Here is a 26,413-nt window from a genome sequence, read left to right on the forward strand (position 1 = left end):
AATACGTATATCTATTCGTTTGCACTGGATCGGCCTATCTAAGGTCGATCCTTTTTTGTGCCAAAACTCAACACAAAAAAGCCGCGGAAATCGCGGCCAGTGTGTCAAGAAAGTCTCTCCTTATAGAAATCCAATAAGCGGAAGAGGAAATTCAATGTAGGAGCAATAGCGTGCGCCTTTGAAATCGGGAAAATTCCATTACAATTTCATTCCTTTTCCCGATTTCCACAAGCGACCGGAATGAAATTCCTCTGCAGCCTCTTCGAAATTTCTACGCATTGGACTTTCTTAAAAACTTAAAGCCGCGTAAACCGCGGCTCTAACAAAATTATCATTATTTAGATTTGGACGGATGCGAATCAAACTTGTACGTCCAGAATTTCTCATCTGCGAAACGTTCGCGAAGCATCGGATCGTGCACGGAATGTCCTTCGAACACCGGGTCCGTATGGAATTGCGACTTATGCGCCTTGATCGAGCCTACCTTCTGCTCCAAGAACAGTCTGATATCGACATGGACATCGGCCGGGCCGAGCGCGCGCTCATGGCCTTTTGCAAAAGCGACCGTATGGACTTTCGGACGATCCTTGGGCTTCATAGCTTCGACGACGCGCACAACCGCCGCGCCGCAGGCGTCATGATCGGGATGCACGCTGTACAGCGGATGGAAAGTGAGAATCAGCGACGGATTCAGTTCTTCGATCAACTCGCGGATTTTGCCGTCGAGCAGTTCCCGGTCTTCAAATTCGATCATTTTATCGTGAAAACCGAGTGTACGCAGATCGGTAATGCCGATCGCTGCGCAGGATGCTTCGAGCTCTGCCCGGCGAATAGTCGGCAGCGTTACACGGTTGGCAAACGGCGGATTGCCGAGATTGCGTCCCAGCTGTCCCATAGTGAGGCAGGCATAAGTGACCGGCGTTCCGTTATGCAGATGGTATGCAGCGGTGCCGGAGACGGTAAACGACTCGTCGTCGGGATGGGGAAATACGATTAAAACATGGCGTTCCACGGGATGTACCCGCTCCTTTCCGGATGCGGCAGGCCGCTTTAATGAAAAGCTATGAACTCGACATGGAAACGGGAGGCAGTAAGAAAGCCGGGATGCTTGGAAGTTAGAAAGGTTCCGGGCTCAGCATCAAGCTGACGACAAGTTTGCCGTCACGATCGTTGCCGGCAAGAATGGCTCTCTCTGTCTCGCTTTCTTCGTAATGAGTTAATCCTTCAGCATAAATCCAGCCCTCCGGCATTTTCAGACCGACCCGGTAAGGGCCAACTCCGGAGATCGAACCATGCGAATAGCTGACTTTGACATTGCGAATCAAGTTGGAGGCGACAAGCTTCGACCGGTCACGGTCGAATGTATAGGCGCCGTTGGTCAGCTCGAGATGCAGATAAAGCTCCTGATTTTTCAGCTTGTCCAGCAGCTCTTGAACGGCTTGCGGTTGAATCGGCAGCATCGGAGTCTTCCCTTCGGTTTAAGATTTACAAAAAGTACTTTCAATTATAGTACAGGTTGCCCCAAGAACAAAACCTTCTATGGAAGAAAAGCGGTGAAGTCCGCTTTCGAAAGAGAGCGACCGGAGATGGGATGGCTCAAAAAGAAACGGTTCGCTCCCCGTAGGGAAACGAACCGTTTCTTGGTCTTCAGGCCATCGGTGCACTTGGAGGGATGAGATGCGTTATGCCGTTTTCCGTCCAGATGCCCCAACTGCCTTGGCCGATCCGATGTTTATGGGTTGACCAAGATAAAATCGTTTGAAGCTGCGGACAGCGCATTTGCCGTAATCTGTCTGCCGTCTGCGATCGACAGAACGAAGGCCCGGTAAGATACGCCTGCCTGCAGGGCTCCTCCGAAAGCATCCGTATCGCCGCTGTTCAGACTAAACGACGCTGTGCCGGTCGAAGCTTTAGAGTAAGCCGTCGAAGCACTGCTTGCATTGGCGACCGTAAAGTTTGGAGCCGAAGAGGCCGGAACCAGCATCACCCGGTATTCCAAGATTCCGGTTGTATTGCTTGGCCGTGTGAAACCGACCGTCGCTACCGATCCGTTGACCGTAGCACCTACGCCGACCGCAGGCTGTACAGCTGCTTCACTCAGCGAAACCTCAGCTGAAGGAGCGGACAGTGTGTTGGAGCCGCTGTTAGCGACCGTCAGCACATAAATGCGGTACTTGCCGCCTGTTGTAATGATGCCGCCAAATACATCGCGGCTGCCATTGGTCAGAGCTTGGCGAATCTGGCCGCTGCCTGCCTTGGATACCGGAGTGGAATAGTAAGCTGCGTTTGCATCGGCCAACGAGTACGCCCCTGCACGGTCGGCCGGTACAGCCAGAATCCGGTACTCGGCTACGTTGTCCTCATTCGAAGAGCGCGTAAAGCTCACTTCGATATCGCTGGCCGTTCCTGTTGTTCCGCTTACCGAAGCGGCAACGTTCGAAGCACCCGATACAGCCGAGTTGCTCGATAGGGTAACCGCATTGGATACGCCGGACAGCGCGTAATTGGCATTCGTATTCGACGAATTGGTCGAACCGACCGAGAGGATGAACACCCGGTAGCTGACACCGCTGCGAATCGGCTCTCCGTTCACGTCACGGGTCGAAGAGTACAGGAATTGGCTTTGACTTGCGCCAGTCTTCGCAATCGATGCGTAGTTCGCAGCCGGCACGCTAATTGCTGAAGCCAGATTAAATGTCGGTGCGCTGCCCGATTTCACGACAAGTACCCGATATTCCGACAGGCTGCTTTCGTCCGCCGCGCGGCCGAAAGTGACAAGCAGATCTCTTCCGTCTCCGAAGTCACCGGCGTCGCTCAGCACAGGCGTCGCTGCCGCGCCTACGCTGTAGTTGCTCGCCAATGTAATCGGCTGCGAAGAAGCCGACAGTACGTTCGTGCTTGTCGAAGTTCCCGCACCAACTGTCAGCACATAGACGCGGTAGCCCACTCCGTTGCGGATCGGATCACCGTCCGTATCGCGCGCATTGCTGCTCAGTGTCTGCGTAAGGTTAGCGCCGGTCTTGTTCACCGCCGTATAATTCGCGCTTGAAACGGCGTTTGCATTGTTAATGTTGAAAGAAGAAGCTTTCGAATCTTTTACGACCAGTACGCGGTACTGACTGACGAGCGCTTCGTTGGTCGCCCGGTTGAATGTCACGCGCAGATCACGTCCGTCGCCATAGTCGGCAATGTCACTGACCGCCACATTCGCTGCCGAAACGTCAGACCCGGTTGCCGCCAGCGTTACCGAAGCGGAAGCGTTCGACAGCGTATTGTTCGAAGCATTGTTGGTCGAGCTTGTGCCCAGAACGAATACCGTATAAGGAACGCCGCTGCGAAGCAGTTCGCCCGACGTGTCGCGGGACTGCGCCGTCAACGTCACGCTCGGCGTCGCGGAGCCTTTCGGTACCGTCGTGTAGTTCTGCGCTGCAACCGCATTGGCTGTAAGCAGATTGAACGAAGACGCATCCCGTGTCTTGACGACCATGACCCGGTAGCCCGACAGGAGCGATTCATCCTGTGCTCTGGCAAACGATACCGTCAGATCGCGTCCGTCGCCGAAATCGGCTGTATCCGTCGCCTTGACCGAAGAGGCCGTACCGACAGCCGCCCCGCTCAGCGTCACTGCCGCCGATGAAGGAGACAGTTCCATTTTGCCTGCCGCATAACTGTTCCCGACCGCAGCTACGAATACTTGATAAGGCTGTCCTGCGCGCAGTGCTTGTCCGTCGGTGTCTTTGGCTTGGGCCGTCAGCGAAAACGTCTGATTCGATCCGTTCGGCATAACCGGCGTATAGTTTCGGGAGCTTACTGCCCGGCTGACATTGAAGGCGGAAGCGCTGCCCGATTTAACAACGAAGACGCGGTACTGCTGAACATAGGATTCGTCCTCTGTTTTCACAAAGCTTACTTGAAGATCCCGACCGTCTCCGAACTGTCCCAGATTACGCGCCGTTACCGAAGTTGGTGCTTCGAATTCATCTGTCGTTGTAATATTGACGGTCTTGGTGGTCGCATTCCAGTTTACGCCTTGTCCAAGCGATTCACTGATAAAGCGAAGCGGCACGACTGTGCTTCCGTTGACGACGCGAGCCGGAACGTCGAGCGTAACCGAACTTCCGTTAACCGTTGCCGACTTGGAGCCGATTGTCAGAAGTACCGTATCGCTGCCTTTGTAGGCACTGACCGTCTTCGCTTTCTGATTCCAGACGACTCTGGCATTCAGCGCTTCGAAAATACCTCGCAGCGGTACCAGCGTCCGGTTGCCCTGCATGATCGGCGCTTGACGAGTCGTCAGTTCTACTCCGTCGATATAAACTTTAATAGGAGTGGCCGCATCGGCGGAATAAGGAACGGCTGCCGGCAGAAGCAGTGCCCCCGCAAGTAAAGCGGCACTAACTTTTTGCATTTTTTTCATTTTATCGTTCTCCCTTCTATAATAGGTTGGAATGTTATTCTATTCTGCTGTTCTCTACTCTTAAGGTTTGACGCATGAATTAGACGAAAGGTTGCTGTTTACGCTGAAAACAGACCGAAAAAGCCCGAAAGGCAGGGCATGGCCCCACCCTTCGAGCTTCCTATACACCTGCCATTTTCGGTTCGTTTCTTCAGAACAGTTGAATAATCGACAGAATAATACCGACGAGGAAGCCGCAGACCGCTCCGTTCACACGAATCCACTGCAGATCTTTTCCGATCTTCTCTTCCAACATTTCTACAAGCTGCTCGTCGTCCATGCGTTCCACGTTGTCCCGAACAAGCTGCCCAATCCGGTAATGATTGTCTTCGGCCAACTGGACGATTCTGCTACGGGCTTTTTCTTCCCATGCTGCAATCCGTTCTGGTTCCGCCGCCGCATTGCGCAGCACCGCCGCGTAGAGGCGGAATACGATCCGTCCTCCGCGCGCACGTTCCTCCGCCGTTTTTTCCAACGCGAATTCCCGCAGTTTCTCCAGGTTTTCGCGGATAAAGATTGCCGTACTTTCTTCCTGGAGAATCTCCAGAATTTGTCCGCGTACATACTCCAGCTTTTCTTGGTCGCCGGCAGCCTCGAACAGCTTCACACGCACCTCGCGCAGGATGGACAGACGCTGCTCGCCGTAAGGGTCGAGCAGCGAATCAATGCTTGAATTTAACATGGATTGGATCATGGAACCAAGCTTGTCCTCGTTCACCATGCCCGCAAAAGCCTGGAAAGCGAACCCGGTAAATCCGCCGACCTTGGCACTGGAGAGCTGCTCCAGTGCCATCGCGCCCATCGTGTCTTTGGTCTCGGGACGCTGCACCCACTTCTTCGCTTCACCAAGAGCATAATCAAACAATCGGATCTCGTATCCATCGTTCAGCACCTTCGTCAGTCCGCGATCCGCCATTCCGGCCGCATCCATACCACGAACATAACTCGCTGCGGCTTCCCGTGCCGGTTCCACCGCTTTCTCCAGCGGAAGCTTAGCAATCGCCTCCGCCACAAAATCCAGCACCTGCTGCCGCGTACGCTTGCGCGCCATGACTCCGGTCAGCATCCGTGCAGCACTATGAATCAGATTAAGCTTATGCAGCTGCCGGATAATACTTTCTTTGTTGAGCAGCTGGGTTTCCATAGCGGAGACCAGCGAATCCACAATGCGGTTTTTGTTCTTGAGCAGCAGCGACGTATGCGGGATCGGAATCCCCAACGGATGCCGGAACAGCGCCGTAACGGCGAACCAGTCCGCGAGACCGCCTACAAGGCCGGCTTCGAAACCGCCGATCAGAAGGAACGTCCATACGTTCTCGGGCAAGAACAAGCAAAATACAAAGCCCGCGGCCATTACAATTAACGAAATGCCCGCCAAATTTTTCGATCCCATCGCCATCCCCCTTGCTTCGATTTATTTTCCCTACTTTTATATGACCCAAACTTTTTCCGTTTCAGCGCCCTTTCAAACCGATACTTCTTGAACACCAATTTGGAAAGTATGCTGTGGATTCTCGTTTATTTTAGTATAGCCGCTGATTGAAACGCAAAAAACAACTTTATAACAGTAATAGAAAAGTCCGCAGATCCAGCGTTTTCAGGTCGGACGAAAGGATGGGAAAGCCTAATGGACAATATTATATTTATTACTTTCAAGCAGGAAGAAGAGCTAAACACGGTCTTGGAAAGCTTGCGGGAACATCCCGTGACGGAAGAATATTCAGTCCTTCAAGCTTCTGTACTGCGCAAACTGTCCGGTAAGACTGTCTGTGAGCGGGAAGAGCACTTTGCCGAAGACGGAACAGATACCCGCCATCTGACGAATGACTTGATCGACTCTATCGTTTCGGTAATGTCCGGACCGGTTGGCAGTCTGATCGGCGGTTATACCGGACCCCTTCTGGACGCCGACCACAATGCCAAGCAGATCGTCGAAGATTCCGGCATGCTTGAAGCGATCGCCGCCAAGCTGAACGAGAACGAATGGGGACTGCTCGTTCTCGCACGAGAAAATAACGAGATTAGCCTCAGCAGCCGGTTTAACTCACTCGGCGCAAGCGCGGTTGTCCGTAAGGATGCGGCACTTGTCGCCTACGAAGTCATGAATGCCCAAGAACTGCGCAGCGAATGGGAAGAGCGGCATGGGGTACTTGATGCCAACTCGGCGGACGATGCCATGAAAGAAAGCATCCGCGAAGAACTTCGCGAACGTGCCAATCGCAATTCATTCGAGCAGGAACAGTCTGTCCGTCTTATGCTGCAAGGTGACTTCGAATATTTGCACAACAAGGTCAAAGGCTTTTCAAAATCGGCCGGCACTCCTTCTTCCGATTAAGTCGGAAAACAAAACCCAAAGCAAAAGCCCGTTTAAAGCCGGAATAAACGCTTAATAATACACAGTTTGCGGATCATTAGACGGTCCGCTTCTTGCTGTGCTTTCTTGCTTTCCTTCATTTATTGTCGAACTTTACCGAAATCTATAATTAAGGCTATTTCTTCCGGCTTTTATGTATAATTTATTGCAATTATGTTGTTCGAAATATAAAATGCTAAGAGTATGCAACTTTTTATTTAAGAAAGGATTCGGTAAAGTGATGGATCAACAACGGCTTACGCTTGATTCCCACCTCTGCTTTTCGCTGTACGCCTGCTCAAGGGCTATTTTTCGGATGTATCGGCCCCTGCTCGATGAATTGAATCTGACCTACCCCCAATATTTGGTCCTGCTCGTCCTCTGGGATCATCAGGAGAGCAGCATCAAGGAACTCAGCCAGGTGCTTAGTCTCGACTCTGGAACACTTACGCCGATGCTGAAGCGGATGGAAGCCTCTGGACTGCTCAAACGCAGCCGTTCCATGGACGACGAACGCATCGTTACTGTGCGTATTACCGAAAAGGGACTGGAGCTTCGAGATCGTGCTCACTGTATCCCTACTTCGTTGGTCGAGTCCAGTGGTCTTTCTCTGCAGCAGATCGATACATTAAATGATACAATTCGGACGCTGATGTCGAGCGTCGAAAATCATCGTTAAATTTTTGGACAGCCGGACACTCCTCATGAGTGTCCGGCTGCTGCTTTTTTTGACTTTTCTCGGGCTTTTCTTTGTCTGCGGAACGTCTGCTGTAACCATGGAAGCTGATCCGGCCGATAAAAGAAGAACAATATGCCTAATCCTTGATCCATTATAAATGAACGTGTTCAAGGAACCAGTTTTTCAGGAAAAGAGGAATTTTAATGACCGAATACCGGCTCTTCCTACGCCGGCTCGTGCGCAACTACATCGTCGGGTCGATTTTGGCCGTTCTCTGTGTGGGAGGAGCTGTCATTTCATCTGCACTTCAGCTTCCGATCGGCGGTTTCGACCGAATTTTCATCGTACTGATTGTCTCCTTCCTCGTTATGGCTTCGCTGGAGCTGCTGACATTCGCCCGGCAGGTCCGACCGATCCGCGGTCTTTTCCTGCAGGAAAAGCCTTCGTTGGACAGCATTCGGGACGCTTATGTACAAATTCACCGTCTTCCTTCCCTATCGGTACTGCGCATCATGGGACCGCATTTATTTGGACTATCCGCTCCCGCCATCCTTATGACCCTGCTGTTTATTCACCTTGGATGGATCGAGCTTCCCGTCTATTACATCGGCATTGCGGCTTCCGGTGCCTTCTTGATCGCAGGCATGCATGCGCTGATTGAATACTTTCTGACCGATCAAGCCATTCGCCCTCTCTTGAAGCATGTCAGCGAGATGGGCGAACGCGAGTATGGCGTCAGTGTCTCTCTTGACGGTAGAGTCATTGTTTCGACGCAGCGCAAGTTCCAACTCAGCGCTTTTTCGATCGGTGTATTCCCTTTGTTCTTTTTCGTATTGGCTACGCAGATCAGACTGACGGCAACCGGTTCGCCTCTCCTTGAAGACTACTGGCATTGGGCTTTACTCATTCTCTTGTTCGGGGTATGCTTCTCGTCGCTCGGAGCCTGGCTGCTCAGCCGCAGCGTCCGCCAGCCGATCGGCAATCTTGAACATGCGCTTCTTGCCGTACGAAAAGGCGACTTCGATGTGCGCGCTTCCGATCTGTATTCGGATGAGTTCTCACGGCTTGTCTCGGGCTTCAATCACATGGTGCAGGGTCTGTCCCAGCGGGAGCGGGTCAACGAGCAGCTGCTTCAGAGCTACTTCTCTACATTGGCTGCAGCGCTTGACGCCCGGGATACGTATACTGCCGGACACTCGCAGCGCGTTGCCGAATATTCACTGCTGATCGGCCGTGGTGCCGGACTTGAGCGCGAGGAACTGGATCTGCTCAACAAGACGGCGCTGCTGCATGATATCGGCAAGATCGGCGTCCGCGACAGCGTACTGCTCAAGGATGGAAAGCTCACCGATGAAGAGTTTGAACAAATCAAGAAGCATCCGGCACTCGGCGAGGAAATTCTGAAGCGGGTTGAGCCGGTCGAGATGATGGCTCCGCTGCTGCCGGGCGTTCGTTCGCATCATGAGCGCTATGACGGACGAGGCTATCCCGACGGGTTGGTCGGTCTCGATATTCCGAAATTCGGCCGCATTATTGCGGTAGCCGACGCTTTCGACGCCATGACATCCAATCGTCCTTATCGCAGTGGAATGCCGCTGGAGAAAGCTATCGCAATCATCGCCGAAGGCAAAGGCACACAGTGGGACCCTTATTACGCCCAGATTTTCCTCGACGCTTTCTATCAGGAAAAAGAACTGCCGATGCCAGAACGATATCGCGCGGAAGCCTAAACCTCCAAGCTGCCTCATTCCTGCCGTCTCCAAAAAAACCGCGCTGAGCATACCCTTACAAGGCGAATGCGTTCAGCGCGGTTTTGATTTGTTCGGGCGGCAGTGGCTCATAAAGGTCTTCCCAATCGTAAATCAGCTGCAAATACGACCGATACACGAGAAAAGCGATCACTTTGGGCTCCAGACGGAACGTCTCTCCTGATCGCTGATGACGCCGGACCAGTTCTTCGATATAACGGACAATGCCCTCTTCGAGGGCTTTTCGCATTTCCAGTACTTCTTGTGTGCCCAGATGGCGCGCTTCCCGATAAATGCCGACGAGCAGCCGATGAGATCCTCTCAGTTCAATGACGGCATCGAATGTTTTTTCAAGATCTTCGCTTAGACGTTGACCGGGAGTGCAGGCTTTTTGAGATTCTGCCAGCAGGTCGTTCAGCACGTCTTCGACAACTGCCAGCAGCAGAGCCTCTTTGTTTTCAAAACAGTCGTAGATCGCACTCTTGCTGACACGGGCCGCTTTCGCCACACTTTCGATTGTCGCACCGCGGAAGCCAAAGCGCTCAAAACACAGCATTGCCGCTTCCAAAATTCGGCGTCTTTTTTGCTCCATTTCCGCTCCTCCTTCTACTGTCGATCCTCACTACCAACTGCACGTACAAACTGTACTTACAAAACTCTGCTTACAAAAAACTTCCCGCGAAGTCGATCTTTCGTTCGCGGGAAGTCGTGGAGCCTTCTTCAACTTTCATTGTTCAAAAATCAAATCGAACAGGTGATTCGGTCAACGTGACACGGTCAACAGACCGGAGTGCTGCCGATATTAACAGTTGCGGCATTATACGATAGCAGGCTCGATATTCTGCTCTTCTTCGATGCCAGTCTTGATTCGCTTGCTGCTGAACAGGAATACCAGCAGCGCAAGTATAATAAAGACGACTCCGAATACACCGACATGAACAAGCTGTGTCCAGAAGTAACCCCAATCGTTGCCCAACGACACCGCTTCGCGCAGAGCGCGAATACCGTAAGTTGCAGGCAGGTAAGGATTGATCGCCTGGAAGAAGTCCGGTGTCAGTACTTTAGGGAACGTACCCGCACTGCCGCCAATCTGCGCCAGCAGAATCAGGAAGGCGATAAATTGTCCGACCTTACCGAGTGCTGCAAACAGGAAGAACAGCAGCGACAAGAACGTCAGGCTGAGCGTAAACGTAATCGCATAGAAATGCCATAGGCTCTGTACGTGCAGCCCGACCATACCGATCAATATCGCATCCAGAATAGCTGATTGCAGCAGCGCCATAAACAGAATGACGCTGAACTTGCTCAGGAACCATGCACAACCGGAACGCGGCCGAATCTGCGGCGTCTTGAGCGGATAGACCGAGGAGAACATGAGTCCGCCCGCAAACAGAGCGATCGTCATCATATAAGGGGCCAGTCCTTCACCGTACTCCGTTACATCATGCACATCGGAATGCGTCAGTTCGGTCGGCTGGGCGAACATATCGTACGTTTTGTCGTCCGACTTGACCTCGCCCGCTTCCTGTACGCCGTCATTCAATGCCGTGTACAATTCGTTCGTGCCTTCCTTGAGATCGCCAACACCATCGTTCAGCGTTACCGATCCGTCCGCCAGTTGATCGGCCCCGTCTCTCAGCTTACCGGTTGCGCCGCCAAGCTCCGTCAGACCGCTGACCAACTGTCCGCCCCCGTCCTGCAGCTGGCCAAGACCGCTAACCAGACTCTGCGAACCATCCTGCAGCCGAGCTGTTCCGCTTACGAGATTCTGCGAACCGTCTTTCAGCTGACCGGCTCCGCTCACAAGACTTTGCGAACCGCCTCTCAGCTGTTCGGTTCCGCTCACAAGACTTTGCGAACCTTCCTTCAGCCGATCGACTCCGTCTACCAGACTCGAAGCTCCTTCCGCTAACTGCTTGGACCCGGCTTCGGCTTCTCCGATCTTGGAAGACAGTGTATTCAGACCGCCCGTCAGTTCTTTCTGTCCGTCCAGCAGACTCGAGGAGCCTTGAACCAACTGCTGCTGACCGGCAGCCAATTGACCGACCGCCGATTGAATCTGCTTCGCGCCTTCATTCAACTGGCCGACGCTTGTCGACAGCTGGTCCAGCTGGCCAAGCGACTGTTCCAGCTGTGAAGAAGATGCTCCCTCACCTGAAGGATTCTCGCTGTCGTCCGAACCCCCTGCAGCCATCATCGAAAGCAGCTGCTGTTTGTCGGCACCCGGAATTGTAGAGCTGCCCTGAATATAAGCCGCCATGGCTTCCTGCTGCTGCTTGATTACTGCTGCTTTCTCGCCCAATTGCTGCTGAGCTGCACCCAACTGCTTCGCTGCTGCGGCCGCTTGTCCGCCTAATCCCTGAACCGCCGTGTTCAGCTGATCCATGCCGGCAGTAAACGGCGCCAGCTTCTCCTGCAGCTGCTGCAGTCCGGCATTTGATTGGCCGAGTCCTTCACTCAGCTGCTGCGCTCCGCTCTCCAGCTTCTGAGAGCCGCCGGACAGCGTGTCCGCGCCGCCCTTCAATTGGCTCAATCCTTTGTCCAGCTTCGCGGCTCCGTTCTGCAGACCACCTGCCCCTTCGGATAGCGCGCTCAGCCCTTCGTCGAGCTGCTGGGCCCCGCCGGACAATGTACCCAATCCGTCGTCAAGCTGCTGCGCTCCGCTGGCGAGCGTCCCCAACCCATCGTCGAGCTGCTGCGCTCCGCCGGACAGCGTACCTAACCCGTTGTTCAGCTGCTGCGCTCCGAAAGCCGCACTGACGATGCCCGCACCCAGCGTACCGGCTCCCTTTTCCAGATCGCTCACTCCCTGTTGGAAGCTTACGCTGTTCTCGGCCAGCTTTTTCAAGTTGTCCGTCAGCTTCTTCGATCCGTCTGCCAGGTCGGCCGCACCGTCGTCCAGCTTCTTGGCACCGTCGTCGGCGTCGCGAAGTCCGTCAATCAGGTCGGTGAGGCTGCCGAATACCGTAGAAGCATATTCTTTCGTCACCTGCTCAGCAATCTCGCTGTTGACTTCCTTGATCGCCGATTTGGCAATCTGTGCCGACGAATATCCCATACCCGCATTCGTGTAATACTTGAGATTCATTTTTTGCGGATCGGCATCCAACAAGGTCGAAGCGTTCTCTGAGAAATTCTCGGGAAGCTCAATTACCATAATATAATCTTCATGATTCAGCCCATTCAGAGCATTCTGCTTGTCGGTCACAACCCATTTGAACGAATCATTATCTTTCAATCCTTCGATAAAGTCTTGGCCTACCTCTAGGCGCTTTCCTTCGTAGTCTGTACCCAGATCGCTGTTGACAACTGCCACAGACAAACGGTCTGTATGGCCATAAGGATTCCAGTACGCGGACAAGAAGAACAGTCCGTACAATCCCGGCACCAATAGCATCGCAATCACAGTCAGCATCGTCATTCGATGCTTCAAAATATTTTTCCATTCCGATTTAAACATTGCCGGATTCTTGCTCCTTTCTTATTGCCTTGGCGTCATTTGCAGCCGATTCCACAGTCAATAATGACCAGAAAAACATTTTGGTCATTCAGTACTGAAAAGAAGTATATCATATTCGACATATAATACAATCTGTTTCTTTCATCTTTTTTCAAGAAATTTCACATTTTCTTTTTGATTTTTGTGAAATACTGCAGCGACTTAGCCGATTTATATATACAAGAACTTTTTATGTTTTATACAAACTTTTACAAGCCTGCTGATTCGCATCTACTTTTCCTTCTATACGGATGCTATAATCGCCATATAGGTAAAGATTGATAAATGAGGTGAGTTTCGTTGAATCCGGAAAGCGACCTGGAGCTAAAATATGAAGCGCTGACCGATCTACTGCCGGGAATCGCATCCAGCGAGACGCCTTCGCAGCTGTTGACCCACGTCTTCAATTGTATGAATAAATATTTCGGCTTGGATTTTCTGTTGAACTACTGGATGGAAGAACGGTTCCCTTATCGTCTCCAGCTGATCCATCACCGTGGTGTGACGGATGCGGAAGCTGAAGCCCTGCTGTCGCTCGATCAGGGTCAGACAATCTGCGGAACGGTGATCCAGTCCAATCAGAATTATATTGGCGAACAAATTCAAGAAACTTCCGATTTCCACGGTCGCATCCTGCGCCAAATGGGAGTTCAGCGCTATGCCTGTTTCCTGCTTGCCCTCCCCGGACAAGAGCGTCCGTTCACATTGGGCTTTGGCTCGCGTACCGGCGACCGATTTGCTCCTGCCGAGCTGGAAATTCTGCATTTGCTCGTCTCGCAGCTCGTCCACACTTTCCATCGAATCGGCAAAATGGAAAGTCTGGAACGTCAAAATGCAGCGCTTGCCGACACCAATCGTTTCCTCTCTTCTTCGGAAAATCGCTTCGCTGCCATTTTCGCCGCCAGTCCGCATCCTATGCTGATCACCACACTGGAAAATCACGAAGTGATCGAAGCCAACGATGCTTTCCTTCTGCTGCTCGGCATTACAAGACGCGATATGGAGCTGCGTTATGGAGAGCTGATCCGGGGCAATGAGCTGATGGCGCAGCTGCCTGATTCGGAGGAGAGCTCTACTGTACCGGAAGGCGTCAGCCGCGAAGTGAAGTTTACTAATCATGTCGGTGAAGAAAAAGTTTGTATTCTGCGCACCGTAAGACTGGATTTCAACGGCGAACTGCTGCTGCTCACCATGATCAGCGACCTGACCGAACATAAGCAGTACGAACACGAACTGCAGCGTCTGTCTCAGCTCCATCTGGTTGGCGAAGTAGCGGCGGGCATCGGGCATGAAGTGCGCAATCCGATGACGACCGTACGCGGCTTCCTCCAATTAATGCTGATGCAGGGCAAAAACACGCTGGAACCGGCCTATCTTCAAGTCATGATCGAAGAACTGGACCGCGCTAACCAGATCATCACGGAATTCCTCTCGCTCGCCAAGGATCATATGGTGCAGCTGAAGCAGGAAAATCTGAATGATCTGATCCGTAAAATTCTGCCGCTGATCGAAGCCGATGCTTCCGTCACCGGCAGGATCATTACCACCCATCTTACGCCGGTCGAACCGGTTGAGATGGACAGCAAGCAGATTACACAGCTGATTCTCAACTTTGTCCGCAACGCGGTGGAAGCGACCGGAGAGAACGGATGGATTCAGTTGAAGACGTATATGCAGGATGGCTGTACCGTACTTGTCGTCGAAGACAACGGTCCTGGAATCCCGGCGGATGTCATCGAACAGATCTGGAAACCTTTCTATACGACCAAAGATAACGGCTCCGGTCTCGGACTTGCCATCTGCTTCAGTATCGCCAACAAGCACGGCGCTTCTGTCGATCTGTCGACTGGCAAGGAAGGCACCGCGTTCTATGTTCGATTCCGGCCGAATTAATCGGATACCCGGTCTTCCTACTGCGCAAATGAATACAAAAATGCCGCATGAAGGCCAAAAAAAGCGGCCGACCAGGCTCACTCAATCGTGATCTTACATTGAAAATTCATTGTCAATGTCAGACTCACTCTTCTTTTTTCTTTAAGAAGTCGCCTTTTCCGGTGGCTTTTTTCTTTTGATTGAAAAACGTCTCACCTGCGTAAAAAGTGGCTTGGGCAGAGGGAGCGTTCATGAAGGAGCGAAGCGTTCGCCTTTGCAATCGGGAAGCCTCCATCTCCATCTCATCCCACTTCCCGATTGCAACAAGCGACCGTAATGAACGCTCCCGGCGCCCTTCCCGCTGTACACCCACCTGCAGACTTTTCCAAACAAAAAAGCCGCCGGAACCCCGGCGGCTTTCTTCAATCATCCTATCCATCCCCACATAAACCCGTCACGATCCCAAGAAATGCTTCCGCGGTGCAGCTTGCGGAACTCTTTTTTGACTTCCTTTTCAAGCGACGCATTGCCGTTCTCATTGACGAAAATAAAAGATTCGCCGAAATGTTCACGGATGTGGGCGATCGCTTCCTCCTGCCTCAAAATACCGCGAAAACGAATCTCTTCGACCATCCATTCCGCGACCTGCTTGGCAGTCATTTCCGTCCCTTGCTGTTCACTCATGTCCATCCTCCTGCTCCCGTCCGCCGGTAGGTTCTTCCTCTCCATATGGACGGCTTTTCCTCTACTATACCCGATATTGACGTTTACTTCAGAATTTCAACGTTCGGCATAAACGGAAGAGGCTGTGTTTTGCCGCCGACCGCATTCATCACGCCGATGATCATGTATCCCAAGCCGGCCAGATTGAAGAACGGAATCAGCAGCCAGCCGATGAACGGAATTAGACCAAGAACGAAATTCCCGGCAAACATCGCCAACAGGAACACCAGACTCTGATTGGCATGGTACATGGCAAAACGGGAATTGCGAGCAGCCAGCAGCGGCAGGAAAAACAGAAGATAGGACAGCGCCGCTATCGCCTTATTGTTCTCCTTATCCTCCATATCACTCAGTTCGTTCCGCAGGTCGTACGGATTTGGGTTTTGCATTGTTCAATCTCCTCTCAATTTTGGATATCCGAATCTGTGGGAGGCCTAGACGCTTCTCTGATCGTCGCCTGCTGTCTAACTTGATATACGCCGGGAATAGTGCCTAGTTTCATTCTTTGATTAAATTTTCAACTTTTATTTTTATAGAAATCTAATCTTCAATTATGAATTTTTAGTCAAGCACTTGCTTTTTATCAGTAAGTTCTTTATATTTATTGACATATCAATCTTTGATGTATCAATCATTATTGCGAAAGGGGAGGCTGCAGATGTGTCCGGTCACACCAGAAACATGCATTTTAGAAAAACTTCAGCTGCTTAACAACCGTATGGAAACTGCATTTTCCGGCTGTGCCGGTATCAGTGCATCCCGCTTTCGGCTGCTGCAGGAGCTGTTCACCGCCGAAGAAATCGGCCAGACTGCTCTGCAGAAGCTGCTTGGCATCGATGGTGCCGCTGTTACCCGTCATCTGAAGCAGCTTGAGACTCAGGGCTTCGTCGCACGCCGCAGCAGTCCGGAAGATAACCGGATTACACTCGTCCGTCTTACCGAGATCGGACGAGCTCATATCGACGGCTATGTGCGGGAAAAGTCGCGTCTGATCGAAGGGCTGCTGCACGGCTTCGATGTCGAAGAGCGACGGGTGCTGGCAAGTATGCTGGATCGGATGCACCGCAATGCCGAGACCCTCTAAATTATTACAAAAAGGAGCTGTTCCTACTATGAGCAGTGTACAAAAAGTTCAAGATTTCCTGGAAGTTGTTAAGAGCCGCCGTTCGGTGCGCTACTACGATTCGTCGGTCAAGATCAGCCGTGAAGAAATGACGCAAATGCTTGAAGAATCCGTGCTCGCCCCTTCGTCCGTCAATACACAGCCATGGCGTTTTGTCGTGATTGAAAGCCCGGAAGCCAAAGCCAAGCTGCTGCCATTGGCGAAATTCAACGGCAATCAGGTCGAGACTTCCTCCGCTGTCATCGCCGTATTCGGCGATCTGAATTTCGCGGATTATATGGAAGAGATTTTCGGTAAAGCTGTTGAACTGGGCCATATGCCGCAGGATGTTATGGAAAAGCAGCTTGCCAGCTACAGTTCGTACTTCGAATCCTTGCCAGTCGAATTGAAACGCGACTCCGTCCTGATCGATGCTGCTCTTGTCTCGATGCAGTTTATGCTCGTCGCCCGCGCGCACGGTTACGACACCAATCCGATTGGCGGCTATGAGAAAGATCAGATTGCCGAAGCGTTCGGTCTGGATCCGGAGCGTCACGTACCGGTTATGCTGATCTCGGTCGGCAAAGCAGCGAAAGCGGGACACTCCTCCGCACGCCTGGACATTGCCCGCACGACAGAATGGCGCTAAGCTTTAAATAAGCCCATCCCACCCGTTAACCGAGTCAAACATTCAATTTAACTCGGTTAACGCATTACAAGGAGGAATATCAAATGATTATTATTCATGCAACTTTTCACGTAAACCCTGCCAAAGAAGAAACATTTCTGAATGAAATGAAATCGCTGGTTGCCGGTTCGCAGGCTGAAGAAGGCAACATCGTGTACGATCTGCATAAAGCTGTCGGTCAAGACAACGTCTATACGATGGTTGAAGTATGGCGCGATCAGGAAGCAACTGCTGTGCATAACAAAACCGAGCATTTCACGAAATTTGTTGCCAGCGCCAGCGAATACCTGACCGCTCCTCTGGAAGTCAAAGCATTCACAGGCGAAGAACTGACACTGTCTTAATGCTGTGGAAGCGGCCTCCCTGCTGAAAGTGCCGACTTCCAATATAAATGAACACAGCAAAAAGCCCTCAATCGCCGTTTCCCGGCAGATGAGGGCTTTTCCTTATGCTTTTTCACCGTTTGGCTCAACCGACTGCCCGAATTGATCAAACGTTTAACGGACGTTTAATAGTATCTACGCTGCTGAACGCCCCGTGTGTCGGTACGAGGTCCTTGAAAAGCATTGACCAGCAAAGCAATACCGCTTGCAAGGTGCAGTGCCCAGCCTATAAACGGAATCCAGGCTAACAGCGATGTAATGATACCGAGTACCGGACCATAGAAGGGTACACGCTCGCGAAGCGTGAATACCAATGCAGCGGCATGCAGCAGGAACATAAATCCGAGCACGCCCCAGCCCGTTGCAAGCACGAACCATCCGCCAAGAACCGGAATAGCCAGCAGCAGTTCGCAGACCCCCGCTATCAGCAGCAAAACTCTTGATATTGACATAAGTTTCTCCTCCTTCCCCTATAAAATGAATAAAACTGTCTGTGTGATCTGCTTCTTATTACGGGCGATCTTCCGGAAGGTTTCTTTTTCCATACGTTTCTTTTTCATTTAAAAATTCGCTACTCTGTCTTCAGCACATCTGATGCATTCGTTTAAAATTTAATTGTTCAGATACCGTCTTGCTCCGGCAAACTCCTTGGCGTAGCTGGCTGTGGAGATCGGAATGATCTCTACCGTTTTGCCAGCCTTTGGCGCATGCATCATTTTCCCGCCTCCGATGTACATGGACACATGATGGACTTTACCTTTGCCGTTTTGGTAAGCGAAGAACATGAGATCGCCCGGCTGCATATCCGCCTTTGCTACCGATTTACCCGCCAGCGCCTGTTCCGAAGCGTCGCGCGGCAGCAAAATGCCATAATAGCGGTAGATCGCTCCCGTAAACCCAGAGCAGTCGAATCCGTAGGCGGATGTGCCTGCCCAGAGATAAGGAAGTCCAAGGAACGCTTTGCCGGTCTCAACGAGCTGCGTGCCTGTCGGCTGTTTCTCCGTTTGGCCGGCTTCCAGCAGCTTCACATCGGAAGTTCGCAGCAGCGCGTACCCGTACCGCGGCGCATCGACCTTGATCCAGCCTTTATGCTCGGAAACGACTGGCAGGCGTGTTCCGAAGCTCAGCTCCAACAACTTGGTAGATCCGTTCGTTTTATATAAGTTAGCGGTCTTGGAAGCAACCACGACTTCGGCCGCTGCCTTTCGGTCCACACGGACGGCCGGGCTGGCGGAAACTTCCGCCAACTGTACCTCGGGCATCCAACCCGGGTAGCCCTGACTGTTCTTGGCGGTAGACTGTTCGACGACTGCGACTTGAACCCAGTTTCCTTTGCGCTGCAGCACTTTGACTTCCTGGCCGTACAGCGCTTGCGTTTCGGTCTTTCCAGTCAGCCATCGGCGCTTCTCGGTCGTATTCATCGCGGAAGTCCAGGCTCTAAGATCGACATTTTTACCAAGCGACGGAAGATCGAGCTTGCGGTGAATACCCGGCGATTTCCAGAGTGTTGCCGCAGGGACGGCGATCACCTGCTTCTTGGATGCGGCGGCCGAAGCCTGATTTGGTGCGACAGGCAGCAGCATCAGCATAAGCAGTGTCGCAACTGCAATCAGGATGCTTCGGTGCATGATTTTTCTCATGAGGTTCTCGTTCCTTCCTTACTGCAGGATATGGAAATTCAACTCCAATTCTAACAAACGAACGAGGGAAATACAGTAGGAAAAACCGGTCGTTTCGATTGTAATCGGTCTTTAACCTCTCCCTAATTATGACTTCACAACATTTATCTGCAAATATCTATCAGAATACGGGTGCAGCTCTCCATCAAATGCTGGCAGCCAGTCTCCATGCGCTTCGATTAGGTCGTCGCACAGCGAAACGATATCGTCGATCGACAGCTCGGCCGCGGTATGCGGATCAAGCATCGCCGCGTGATAGACATGTTCCCTTTTCCCGGTCAAAGCCGCTTCAATCGTCAGACGCTGCGTATTGATGTTCGTCTGATTCAGAGCGGCCAACTGCGGAGGCAGAGCGCCGACATACGTCGGGTTGACGCCGGAAGCATCGACCAGGCAGGGAACCTCAACGCATGCATCCTGCGGCAGATTGGTGATCAGACCTGTATTCATGACATTGCCAGCGATCTTGAACGGCACGTCCGTTTCCATCGCTTCAAGAATGCGCGATGCGTATTCCAGACTGCGTGTATGCTCGAGCGATTCGCTGTTCATCAAGCCGTCCCGCATTTCGCCCCATTCGCGGATCTGGTTCACGCAGCGGCGCGGATATTCATCGAGTGGGATATTGAAGCGCTCAATCAATTCGGGATAGTTCTTTTTAATAAAATAAGGATGATATTCGGCATTATGCTCAGAAGATTCTGTCACATAATAGCCGAATCGGTTCATCAGCTCGAAGCGAACCATATCGTGATGCTTCTCCTTCTGCTTCTCGGCCGCGCGGCGTTTGATCTCCGGATATAAGTCCTCGCCGTCCTGCGTTACTTCGAGCAGCCAAGCCATATGGTTGATCCCCGCTATCTTGGCTCTCACGTTTGTCGGATCCATATTCAGATTGGCGAACAAATCCGGAATACAGTGCTGCACGCTGTGACAGAGACCGACCGTCTTGATGCCGCCTGCCGTATTCATGACGCTTGTCAGCACCGCCATCGGATTGGTGTAGTTCAAGAACCAGGCATCCGGGCAAAGCTCGCGCATATCGGCGGCAATATCCAGCATAACGGGGATTGTACGCAAATTTCGGAAAATACCGCCGATCCCAAGCGTATCCGCGATCGTCTGACGCAGCCCGTATTTCTTGGGGACTTCAAAATCCGTAATTGTACATGGATCATAGCCGCCGACCTGAATGGCATTAATCACGTACTTGGCTCCCTGCAGCGCTTCCCTGCGATCGCTGTAGGACTTGATGACGCATCTGCTTCCCGCCGTCTGCTTCATGGCATGAAGCAAGGTTTCGGACTCATTCAATCGGGTCTGATCAATATCAAACAGTGCCAATTCGAAGCTCTGCAGCGCTGGAGTCAGCATAATATCCCCCAGTACATTGCGTACGAAAACCGTGCTTCCTGCACCGATAAACGTAATCTTTTCCATTCCATTCAGCCTCCTTGTTTGCGGTTCGTTTCTGCTTCCACTATAACGATAGCGCTTACAAGAAGACATGGAGTAATGGCAGGTGTTTTTGTTATAATGCATGAATACAGATTGGTTTTTTGTTTATCGATTCGCATCGAAAGGAGAGCGCTGCTGTGCCTGACGAATATTTTACCGACACACGTGAAGCTTCCCCTGTGCAGGGCGAAGTTTCGCTGCTGTTTTACGGACGCGAAGAGTGTGCGCCCGGCCATTTCTGGGGTCCCGGACTGCGAGATTCCTTCATTCTGCATTATATTCATAGCGGCCGAGGCGTATTCCGCTCGGAAGGCCGCGAATATTCGCTCACGGCTGGGCAGGGCTTCCTGATTATGCCCGATACGCTCGTGCATTACGAAGCGGACCCGAACGATCCGTGGGTCTACGCCTGGGTCGGTCTGCGCGGACTGCATGTTCGCGCGCTGCTGGAACGAGCCGGACTGACGGCCGGCTCACCGGTGTATGCGGCGGCGGATAGACCGCCGTTCGAACGGTTCTACGCCGGGCTGCTCGAGGCACGCGAGCTGCACGGCGGCGACCTGCTGGCGCAGGCGGAAGTCTACCGCCTGCTGGCCGCGCTGGTCGCGGGCGCGCCGCAGCAGGCGGCGCGGCCTAATACGCCTCCCCGTGCAAGGGAGGCGCATCTATCCAGGGCTGCGGCCGTGATCGAGAACGGCTACAGCCGCAAGTTGGGCGCGGAAGATATTGCCCGCGCCGTAGGGCTCGACCGGACCTACCTGTCGAGCCTGTTCAAGGACGCCTACGGCGTTCCGCTGCAGATATTTCTTCTGCAGTACCGCATGCGCCGCGCCCGGGAACTGCTGCGCAATCCGTCGCTCTCCGTCAGCGACGTGGCCCGGTCGGTCGGCTATTCCGACCCGTTCTTGTTCTCCAAGATGTTCAAGCGCGTCTGCGGGATGTCTCCGACCGCTTACCGCGAACAGTCGGAACTTTAGCCGGCGCTATCCCTCCGGCCGCCTTTCCTTCAACAATTCCGAAGGTGAACCCCCGGTAATTTTTTTGAACATGCGATAGAAGTAAGAAGCATCCTTATAGCCGAGGAACTCGGCAATTTCCGCTGCGTTCAACCGTGACTCGTTGAGCATATAGACGGCGCGCTTCATCCGCTGCCGATGTACATATTCGCTGATGGTTCGTCCGGTTACTTCCTTGAACAGCGAAGCCGCGTAATTCGGTGTTCGATTGATGACCTCTCCAAGCACTTCTTTATTAATCTTCTGCCTATAGTTGCGTTCAATATATCGCTTCATGTGTTCAACATGCCGCTGCTTCTCGGTCTGGATCAGACCCCTGTCGAATTCACGGCTGATGTCGATCAGCAGTTCGGTTAGCAGCGACTGCGCCATCAGCTCATAGTACGAAGGTTTCTCATACCACTGCTCGCGCAGCAGACGAATACGCTCGTGCACCGATTCATAGCGTCCAAGCCTCTGCTTGTAAGGTTGTCCGTGCCGAAGCAGAGGCAGCGCACTCGCATCGTCGGACGATATGGTAAAACCGACTACCGTCTTTGTATGTGTCAGTGTAGGCACGCTTTTCCCATAGTAAGGGGTATGTGCAGGAATCAGCAGCACGTCCCCCCGCTCCATAATATTTCGTTCTCCGTCTATCCAATAGATACATTTCCCGTAAGTCTCCAGCGCCAGCAAATAACAGTCCTGTCCCGTCTCAGCTTGTTCGTACCATTCCGATCCGTTGTCCTGATGCACGTCTTTCACTCTCGGCATAAACGTTCCCTTTCTATCGTACTATGTTTCCTACATTGTACTATATGTCATTTCATCCTGCTTGCCTGGACGGTACAATAAACGCAAAAGGTTGTTGAAAACGCCTATCATTCCGCGAGCAGCGGGTAAACAATAAGAGATGGATCGTCTTTTCCCGATGCCGAACCGATGCACTTTACACTTCGGGAGAATCAACAACCTCGAAGCTGAACAACAATGAGGAGGCTTTTATCGACTATGAAAACGAAAATTGTATGTACCATGGGACCTGCCTGTGATTCTGTCGAAATGCTGAAAGAAATGATTCAATCCGGGATGACCGTTGCTCGCTTGAATATGGCACACGGCGAGCCGGCTGACCACAGCGAACGTATCCGCAAAGTTCGTCAAGCCGCGGCTGAACTGAATACTTTTGTACCGATCATGATGGATATTAAGGGACCGGAAGTACGCATCGGCAAACTTCAAGACGAGTACGTTCAACTTGAAGCCGGCAGCGAACTGATCCTAACAACCGAACCTGAAGTGCTGGGCACAGCAGAACGTATCGGCGTCAACTATCCGGGATTGAACGAAGACGTCAAAGCGGGCGACCGTATCCTGATCGACGACGGCCTGATCGCGCTGGACGTACTGAGCGTAGAAGGCGGAGAGATCTACTGCAAAATCTTGAACGGCGGTCGTCTCAAACCTCGTAAAGGCGTAAACCTGCCGGGCGTCAAAACCAGCCTGCCGGGCGTAACGGAACGCGACGTTATGCATATCAACTACGGTCTGAGTGAAAATGTAGAGATCATTGCCGCTTCCTTCGTCCGCAAAGGCGAAGATATCCGTGAAATCCGCCGCATTTTGAGCGAAAAAGGTGCGGAGCATGTACAGATCATCTCGAAGATCGAGAACCAGGAAGGCATGGACAATCTTGACGACATCATCGAAGCTTCCGACGGCATCATGGTCGCTCGTGGCGATCTCGGCGTTGAAGTACCGGTACAGGATGTTCCTGCCGCGCAAAAACTGATGATCGACAAGTGCAACCTGGCCGGTAAACCGGTTATCGTAGCTACGCATATGCTGGAGTCGATGCAGGTTAACCCTCGTCCAACCCGTTCGGAAGTCAGCGACGTGGCCAATGCTGTACTGCAGGGCGCGGATTGCGTTATGCTGTCCGGCGAATCTGCGGCAGGCAAATATCCGCTGGAATCCGTACGCACAATGGCGGCTGTTGCGGCAAAAGCCGAATCGATGATCGACTATGACACGCAGTTTAACAGCAAGCGGGCTCTGCACCTGAACGATATTACAGAAGTCGTCAGCCAAAGCTCCGTTAACGCTTCGCTCGTGCTCAATGCGGCTGCACTGATCATTTCCACAGAATCGGGCTTTACCGCTCGCATGATTTCCAAGTATCGTCCGAAAGCTCCGATCATTGCCGTGTCCCAACATGAAAAAACGCTGCCTAAAATGAGCCTGCTCTATGGCGTACTGCCTGTTAAGGGCGGAGCTGTAAGCAGCACGGACGAAATGTTCGAAGTGGCGATCAACAATGCGCTTGATGCCGGCTACATCCAGTCTGGCGACACTGTCGTTCTGTCGGCTGGTATTCCGATTGGACAGACAGGCAACACGAATGTGATGAAAGTGCAGCAGGTATAAGAAAGCTCGGTTGAACCATACGATCACCGGGTGACCAAACGAAAACCCCGCTATCCGTAATTACGGATAGCGGGGTTTTTTGTAGAAAAAAATCGGCAGCCGCCTCGCTTCAAAATCAGCGGGGTACTACCGAAGTACAATCAGGCCTTTTTCTTAGTAGTTGTGGACTTTCTGCGGGCAGGCTTTCGAGCAGCTGCTTTTTCTTCCGCAAGTCGCACTTCTTCTTCTTCGCGCTTTTGCTCTTCTGCGCGCTTTTCTTCGGCCATAAGGATTTTCTTCTGTCGAACTTCTTCACCCATTTGTTCCTGCTTTTGCGGATCACTCATTTTTAAATGCTGATCGAAAGCTTCGGGATACAAAAAACTCTTCTCCCCAACTTCTTCAGTGAAGCGAACATTGATTCTTCCGTCACCACTGCCAATCACTTTGCCTGTTCCAAAGCTGGCGTGCTCGACCTGTTCGTCGTTTAAGTTCATTGGATTTCATCTCCTTCTGGCTTGCCCATTGGACCTTATCCTTGCTTCTATAGGTCGGCCATCGGCTATTTGCATATAAATAGCTGTAATTGCTCTTTTAACCTTTCCCCTATCTATGCTCCTTTGAAACACCATTTTACCCCAAATCGCAAAAATAATCGAACACACTCGAAATAAATCTAAATGTGACAATCGTCAAGCACCTTAGGAAATGATTTTTTAGAAAAAAACAAAAATATTTTTTGAGCATAAAGAACCATTTTTTTAAATAACCGCATCTTTACGCTCAGAAAAGGGTACTATAAAATGAAGTTGTGGACATCGATGATACTGTTTTCGAACATTAATGTTTTTTGCAATCAAATCTCGAAAACGAACAATACGGAGGTACATATACATGAATCAATTGAAGCGCCCGGCGCATGCAAGACGCGAAATAACAACGGCCGACTCTGCAGCAGGATCGCTTAAGAACGCCACTAATCCAAAAGACTGCGGCGGAGAACTGTCCGGCGAGCCTATTCGCGCCTTCCGCCGAAAAGGGGCCGCTTCACTGACATTGGCCGCCGGAATCGGCGCCCTCGTGCTGGCTATGCCCGGCGGCGAAGCGCATGCGGATAACTCCTACACAGCCAAAGTTCATACGGATTCGCTCAACGTTCGGAGCACGGCAGGCCCCGATACGCCGATCGTAGGATCACTTCGAAGCGGTGACGTCGTTACCGTGACGGACGAGCTGCTCGGCTGGTTGAAGGTGGAAAATGCATCAACCTCGGGCTGGGTAGCCGGCTATTATCTGAAAAAGACGAACGGAAGCCCTGCCTCTGCAGTCATTTCGTCTTCATCAGTTAAGACGTCTGCCCAAACTCAAGCCGCTTCTTCAGGATCTTCCACAGTTTCCGAAGGTAGCAAAGCTCTGGTTACGGCAAATTCCGTCATTATCCGCAGCGGCCCCGGAAAAAAATACGAACTGCTTGGTTCGGCTAATCGGAAAGATGCGGTAACCGTATTGGAGAACCAGAACGGCTGGTCTCGCATTAAGACTTCGTACGGCGCTTATGGTTGGGTCTCGTCGCAGTACCTGCAGGGCGGCGGCGCCGCAAAAGCGAAAGCAGCCGTACAGAAGCAAAAAGCGATCCATGTCAGCACGGCAGCCGCTCAGAGTCCCAAAGCCGATACGTCCGAGATCAAATCCGGCAGCTTGCAGGGCAAGTTAATCGTGCTTGATCCCGGTCACGGAGGCAACGACCCCGGCACAGTAGGCACCACCTACGGCATGGTTGAACAGGAATTGAATCTGCAAACGGCACTCTATGTGCGGGACTATCTGGTATCTCGCGGTGCACGTGTAGAATTGACCCGGACAGGCAGCGGAGAGCGGCCTTCCCTGGCATCCCGCGCCCAACTGTCGGGTTCGCTTGGAGCAGACGCTTTTGTAAGCATTCATTACAACTCGTCGCTGAGCGCCTCTTCGAACGGAACGATTGTCTGCTTCTATTCCGAGTCCAAGGACTTGGGACTGGCTCGCGCTATCGAAGCGCCGCTGAAGGACGGTACCGGGATTCGCAACAACGGTCTGGCCTTCGGCAACTTCAAGGTTATCCGCGAAAACAGCGTTCCGTCCGTACTGCTCGAACTGGGCTTCCTATCCAATCCGTCGGATGAAGCTACCGCTTCCAGCGCTGATTATCAGCGTAATGCCGCCAAAGCCATCGCCGATGGACTTCAGCTGTATTTCTCGAAATAAACAGGCTGACGACTAACGCAGCGGGCATCTGCGTTCTGCTTTCTGCTTTCTGCTTTCTGCTTTCTGCTTTCTGCTTTCTGCTTTCTGCTTTCTGCTTTCTGCTTTCTGCTTTCTGCTTTCTGCTTTCT

The 26,413-nt window shown here is 52.1% G+C and carries 24 protein-coding genes; 10 read left to right on the plus strand and 14 right to left on the minus strand.

Annotation, left to right across the window (positions count from 1 at the left end; translation table 11 throughout):
• Positions 1 to 334: 334 nt before the first annotated feature.
• From bshB2 to F456_RS0118445, 4 genes are all read right to left on the minus strand, one after another.
• Positions 335 to 1,012: a bacillithiol biosynthesis deacetylase BshB2 gene (gene bshB2, locus F456_RS0118430; protein WP_018978529.1), complete on the minus strand. Its 678-nt coding sequence runs from the start codon at positions 1,010 to 1,012 to the stop codon at positions 335 to 337.
• 103 nt (positions 1,013 to 1,115) lie between these two features.
• Positions 1,116 to 1,460: a YojF family protein gene (locus tag F456_RS0118435; RefSeq protein ID WP_018978530.1), complete on the minus strand. Its 345-nt coding sequence runs from the start codon at positions 1,458 to 1,460 to the stop codon at positions 1,116 to 1,118.
• A 272-nt stretch (positions 1,461 to 1,732) separates the two neighbouring features.
• Positions 1,733 to 4,417 carry a stalk domain-containing protein gene (locus F456_RS0118440; protein WP_018978531.1) on the minus strand — a complete coding sequence of 895 codons (2,685 nt, stop codon included), beginning with the start codon at positions 4,415 to 4,417 and terminating at the stop codon, positions 1,733 to 1,735.
• Between the two features lie 190 nt (positions 4,418 to 4,607).
• Positions 4,608 to 5,849 carry a DUF445 domain-containing protein gene (locus F456_RS0118445; protein WP_018978532.1) on the minus strand — a complete coding sequence of 414 codons (1,242 nt, stop codon included), beginning with the start codon at positions 5,847 to 5,849 and terminating at the stop codon, positions 4,608 to 4,610.
• Between the two features lie 234 nt (positions 5,850 to 6,083).
• Here F456_RS0118445 and F456_RS0118450 point away from each other — a divergent pair, with 234 nt between their 5' ends.
• The 3 genes from F456_RS0118450 to F456_RS0118460 all read left to right on the plus strand — a co-directional run bounded on the left by F456_RS0118450 (position 6,084) and on the right by F456_RS0118460 (position 9,218).
• A complete protein-coding gene (locus F456_RS0118450) occupies positions 6,084 to 6,791 on the plus strand; it encodes a hypothetical protein (RefSeq protein ID WP_018978533.1) in 708 nt (235 codons plus the stop codon).
• A 259-nt stretch (positions 6,792 to 7,050) separates the two neighbouring features.
• The gene (locus tag F456_RS0118455) at positions 7,051 to 7,488 is read left to right on the plus strand and encodes a MarR family winged helix-turn-helix transcriptional regulator (protein WP_026293976.1); all 438 of its coding nucleotides are present in this window, start codon (positions 7,051 to 7,053) and stop codon (positions 7,486 to 7,488) included.
• A 203-nt stretch (positions 7,489 to 7,691) separates the two neighbouring features.
• Positions 7,692 to 9,218, plus strand: coding sequence for an HD domain-containing phosphohydrolase (locus F456_RS0118460; protein ID WP_018978535.1), 1,527 nt, complete (start codon positions 7,692 to 7,694; stop codon positions 9,216 to 9,218).
• A 55-nt stretch (positions 9,219 to 9,273) separates the two neighbouring features.
• On the opposite strand, the gene F456_RS0118465 is transcribed toward F456_RS0118460, so the two are convergent.
• Together F456_RS0118465 and F456_RS0118470 are read right to left on the minus strand one after the other, a co-directional pair.
• Complete coding sequence (locus F456_RS0118465; protein ID WP_018978536.1) at positions 9,274 to 9,828, minus strand: TetR/AcrR family transcriptional regulator; 555 nt, start codon at positions 9,826 to 9,828, stop codon at positions 9,274 to 9,276.
• A 225-nt stretch (positions 9,829 to 10,053) separates the two neighbouring features.
• Positions 10,054 to 12,696 carry a YhgE/Pip domain-containing protein gene (locus tag F456_RS0118470; protein ID WP_018978537.1) on the minus strand — a complete coding sequence of 881 codons (2,643 nt, stop codon included), beginning with the start codon at positions 12,694 to 12,696 and terminating at the stop codon, positions 10,054 to 10,056.
• A 339-nt stretch (positions 12,697 to 13,035) separates the two neighbouring features.
• Here F456_RS0118470 and F456_RS23770 point away from each other — a divergent pair, with 339 nt between their 5' ends.
• Positions 13,036 to 14,628, plus strand: a complete 1,593-nt coding sequence (locus F456_RS23770; RefSeq protein WP_018978538.1) for an ATP-binding protein — start codon at positions 13,036 to 13,038, stop codon at positions 14,626 to 14,628.
• Between the two features lie 124 nt (positions 14,629 to 14,752).
• Here the strand turns inward: F456_RS23770 and F456_RS24580 are convergent, their stop codons facing one another.
• The 3 genes from F456_RS24580 to F456_RS0118490 all read right to left on the minus strand — a co-directional run bounded on the left by F456_RS24580 (position 14,753) and on the right by F456_RS0118490 (position 15,719).
• The gene (locus tag F456_RS24580) at positions 14,753 to 15,037 is read right to left on the minus strand and encodes a hypothetical protein (RefSeq protein WP_018978539.1); all 285 of its coding nucleotides are present in this window, start codon (positions 15,035 to 15,037) and stop codon (positions 14,753 to 14,755) included.
• Complete coding sequence (locus tag F456_RS0118485) at positions 15,034 to 15,291, minus strand: DUF6953 family protein (RefSeq protein ID WP_018978540.1); 258 nt, start codon at positions 15,289 to 15,291, stop codon at positions 15,034 to 15,036. Before F456_RS0118485 ends, F456_RS24580 begins: the two co-directional genes overlap by 4 nt.
• 83 nt (positions 15,292 to 15,374) lie before the next feature.
• A complete protein-coding gene (locus tag F456_RS0118490; protein ID WP_018978541.1) occupies positions 15,375 to 15,719 on the minus strand; it encodes a DUF4870 domain-containing protein in 345 nt (114 codons plus the stop codon).
• A gap of 329 nt (positions 15,720 to 16,048) precedes the next feature.
• Here F456_RS0118490 and F456_RS0118495 point away from each other — a divergent pair, with 329 nt between their 5' ends.
• The 3 genes from F456_RS0118495 to F456_RS0118505 all read left to right on the plus strand — a co-directional run bounded on the left by F456_RS0118495 (position 16,049) and on the right by F456_RS0118505 (position 17,464).
• On the plus strand, positions 16,049 to 16,414 hold the full coding sequence (locus F456_RS0118495; RefSeq protein WP_229675669.1) for a MarR family transcriptional regulator: 366 nt from the start codon (positions 16,049 to 16,051) through the stop codon (positions 16,412 to 16,414).
• 28 nt (positions 16,415 to 16,442) lie between these two features.
• Positions 16,443 to 17,081 (plus strand): nitroreductase family protein, encoded by a 639-nt coding sequence (locus tag F456_RS0118500; protein WP_018978543.1) that lies wholly within the window; start codon positions 16,443 to 16,445, stop codon positions 17,079 to 17,081.
• An 83-nt stretch (positions 17,082 to 17,164) separates the two neighbouring features.
• Positions 17,165 to 17,464 carry a putative quinol monooxygenase gene (locus F456_RS0118505; RefSeq protein ID WP_018978544.1) on the plus strand — a complete coding sequence of 100 codons (300 nt, stop codon included), beginning with the start codon at positions 17,165 to 17,167 and terminating at the stop codon, positions 17,462 to 17,464.
• A gap of 164 nt (positions 17,465 to 17,628) precedes the next feature.
• Here the strand turns inward: F456_RS0118505 and F456_RS0118510 are convergent, their stop codons facing one another.
• From F456_RS0118510 to melA, 3 genes are all read right to left on the minus strand, one after another.
• A complete protein-coding gene (locus F456_RS0118510; protein ID WP_018978545.1) occupies positions 17,629 to 17,955 on the minus strand; it encodes a hypothetical protein in 327 nt (108 codons plus the stop codon).
• Between the two features lie 159 nt (positions 17,956 to 18,114).
• The gene (locus F456_RS0118515) at positions 18,115 to 19,143 is read right to left on the minus strand and encodes a C40 family peptidase (RefSeq protein ID WP_018978546.1); all 1,029 of its coding nucleotides are present in this window, start codon (positions 19,141 to 19,143) and stop codon (positions 18,115 to 18,117) included.
• Between the two features lie 126 nt (positions 19,144 to 19,269).
• Positions 19,270 to 20,622: an alpha-glucosidase/alpha-galactosidase gene (gene melA, locus F456_RS0118520; RefSeq protein ID WP_018978547.1), complete on the minus strand. Its 1,353-nt coding sequence runs from the start codon at positions 20,620 to 20,622 to the stop codon at positions 19,270 to 19,272.
• Positions 20,623 to 20,777: 155 nt separating this feature from the next.
• Between melA and F456_RS0118525 the strand changes: the two genes are divergently transcribed.
• The gene (locus F456_RS0118525) at positions 20,778 to 21,617 is read left to right on the plus strand and encodes an AraC family transcriptional regulator (protein WP_018978548.1); all 840 of its coding nucleotides are present in this window, start codon (positions 20,778 to 20,780) and stop codon (positions 21,615 to 21,617) included.
• A 6-nt stretch (positions 21,618 to 21,623) separates the two neighbouring features.
• Here F456_RS0118525 and F456_RS0118530 read toward each other — a convergent pair whose 3' ends face one another.
• Positions 21,624 to 22,409 (minus strand): helix-turn-helix domain-containing protein, encoded by a 786-nt coding sequence (locus tag F456_RS0118530; RefSeq protein WP_018978549.1) that lies wholly within the window; start codon positions 22,407 to 22,409, stop codon positions 21,624 to 21,626.
• A 237-nt stretch (positions 22,410 to 22,646) separates the two neighbouring features.
• On the opposite strand from F456_RS0118530, the gene pyk reads away from it, so the two are divergent.
• Positions 22,647 to 24,062 (plus strand): pyruvate kinase, encoded by a 1,416-nt coding sequence (pyk, locus tag F456_RS0118535; RefSeq protein ID WP_018978550.1) that lies wholly within the window; start codon positions 22,647 to 22,649, stop codon positions 24,060 to 24,062.
• 140 nt (positions 24,063 to 24,202) lie between these two features.
• On the opposite strand, the gene F456_RS0118540 is transcribed toward pyk, so the two are convergent.
• A complete protein-coding gene (locus F456_RS0118540; protein ID WP_018978551.1) occupies positions 24,203 to 24,538 on the minus strand; it encodes a hypothetical protein in 336 nt (111 codons plus the stop codon).
• Positions 24,539 to 24,935: 397 nt separating this feature from the next.
• Here F456_RS0118540 and F456_RS0118545 point away from each other — a divergent pair, with 397 nt between their 5' ends.
• Positions 24,936 to 26,285 carry an N-acetylmuramoyl-L-alanine amidase family protein gene (locus tag F456_RS0118545; RefSeq protein ID WP_018978552.1) on the plus strand — a complete coding sequence of 450 codons (1,350 nt, stop codon included), beginning with the start codon at positions 24,936 to 24,938 and terminating at the stop codon, positions 26,283 to 26,285.
• Positions 26,286 to 26,413 lie beyond the last annotated feature (128 nt).

Source organism: Saccharibacillus kuerlensis DSM 22868, from assembly GCF_000378145.1.
In the GTDB taxonomy this organism is placed as follows: domain Bacteria; phylum Bacillota; class Bacilli; order Paenibacillales; family Paenibacillaceae; genus Saccharibacillus; species Saccharibacillus kuerlensis.

Coding starts and splice junctions, on each gene's coding strand:
- F456_RS0118530 (WP_018978549.1), bottom strand. CDS start 22,409: ATGCCGAGAGTGAAAGACGTGCATCAGGACAACGGATCGGAATGGTAC.
- F456_RS0118455 (WP_026293976.1), top strand. CDS start 7,051: ATGGATCAACAACGGCTTACGCTTGATTCCCACCTCTGCTTTTCGCTG.
- F456_RS0118485 (WP_018978540.1), bottom strand. CDS start 15,291: ATGAGTGAACAGCAAGGGACGGAAATGACTGCCAAGCAGGTCGCGGAA.
- F456_RS0118505 (WP_018978544.1), top strand. CDS start 17,165: ATGATTATTATTCATGCAACTTTTCACGTAAACCCTGCCAAAGAAGAA.
- F456_RS0118545 (WP_018978552.1), top strand. CDS start 24,936: ATGAATCAATTGAAGCGCCCGGCGCATGCAAGACGCGAAATAACAACG.
- F456_RS0118515 (WP_018978546.1), bottom strand. CDS start 19,143: ATGAGAAAAATCATGCACCGAAGCATCCTGATTGCAGTTGCGACACTG.
- F456_RS0118450 (WP_018978533.1), top strand. CDS start 6,084: ATGGACAATATTATATTTATTACTTTCAAGCAGGAAGAAGAGCTAAAC.
- F456_RS0118500 (WP_018978543.1), top strand. CDS start 16,443: ATGAGCAGTGTACAAAAAGTTCAAGATTTCCTGGAAGTTGTTAAGAGC.
- F456_RS0118470 (WP_018978537.1), bottom strand. CDS start 12,696: ATGTTTAAATCGGAATGGAAAAATATTTTGAAGCATCGAATGACGATG.
- F456_RS0118435 (WP_018978530.1), bottom strand. CDS start 1,460: ATGCTGCCGATTCAACCGCAAGCCGTTCAAGAGCTGCTGGACAAGCTG.
- F456_RS0118445 (WP_018978532.1), bottom strand. CDS start 5,849: ATGGGATCGAAAAATTTGGCGGGCATTTCGTTAATTGTAATGGCCGCG.
- F456_RS0118510 (WP_018978545.1), bottom strand. CDS start 17,955: ATGTCAATATCAAGAGTTTTGCTGCTGATAGCGGGGGTCTGCGAACTG.
- melA (WP_018978547.1), bottom strand. CDS start 20,622: ATGGAAAAGATTACGTTTATCGGTGCAGGAAGCACGGTTTTCGTACGC.
- F456_RS0118440 (WP_018978531.1), bottom strand. CDS start 4,417: ATGAAAAAAATGCAAAAAGTTAGTGCCGCTTTACTTGCGGGGGCACTG.
- F456_RS0118540 (WP_018978551.1), bottom strand. CDS start 24,538: ATGAACTTAAACGACGAACAGGTCGAGCACGCCAGCTTTGGAACAGGC.
- F456_RS0118495 (WP_229675669.1), top strand. CDS start 16,049: ATGGAAACTGCATTTTCCGGCTGTGCCGGTATCAGTGCATCCCGCTTT.
- F456_RS0118460 (WP_018978535.1), top strand. CDS start 7,692: ATGACCGAATACCGGCTCTTCCTACGCCGGCTCGTGCGCAACTACATC.
- F456_RS0118490 (WP_018978541.1), bottom strand. CDS start 15,719: ATGCAAAACCCAAATCCGTACGACCTGCGGAACGAACTGAGTGATATG.
- F456_RS0118465 (WP_018978536.1), bottom strand. CDS start 9,828: ATGGAGCAAAAAAGACGCCGAATTTTGGAAGCGGCAATGCTGTGTTTT.
- pyk (WP_018978550.1), top strand. CDS start 22,647: ATGAAAACGAAAATTGTATGTACCATGGGACCTGCCTGTGATTCTGTC.
- F456_RS24580 (WP_018978539.1), bottom strand. CDS start 15,037: ATGATTGAAGAAAGCCGCCGGGGTTCCGGCGGCTTTTTTGTTTGGAAA.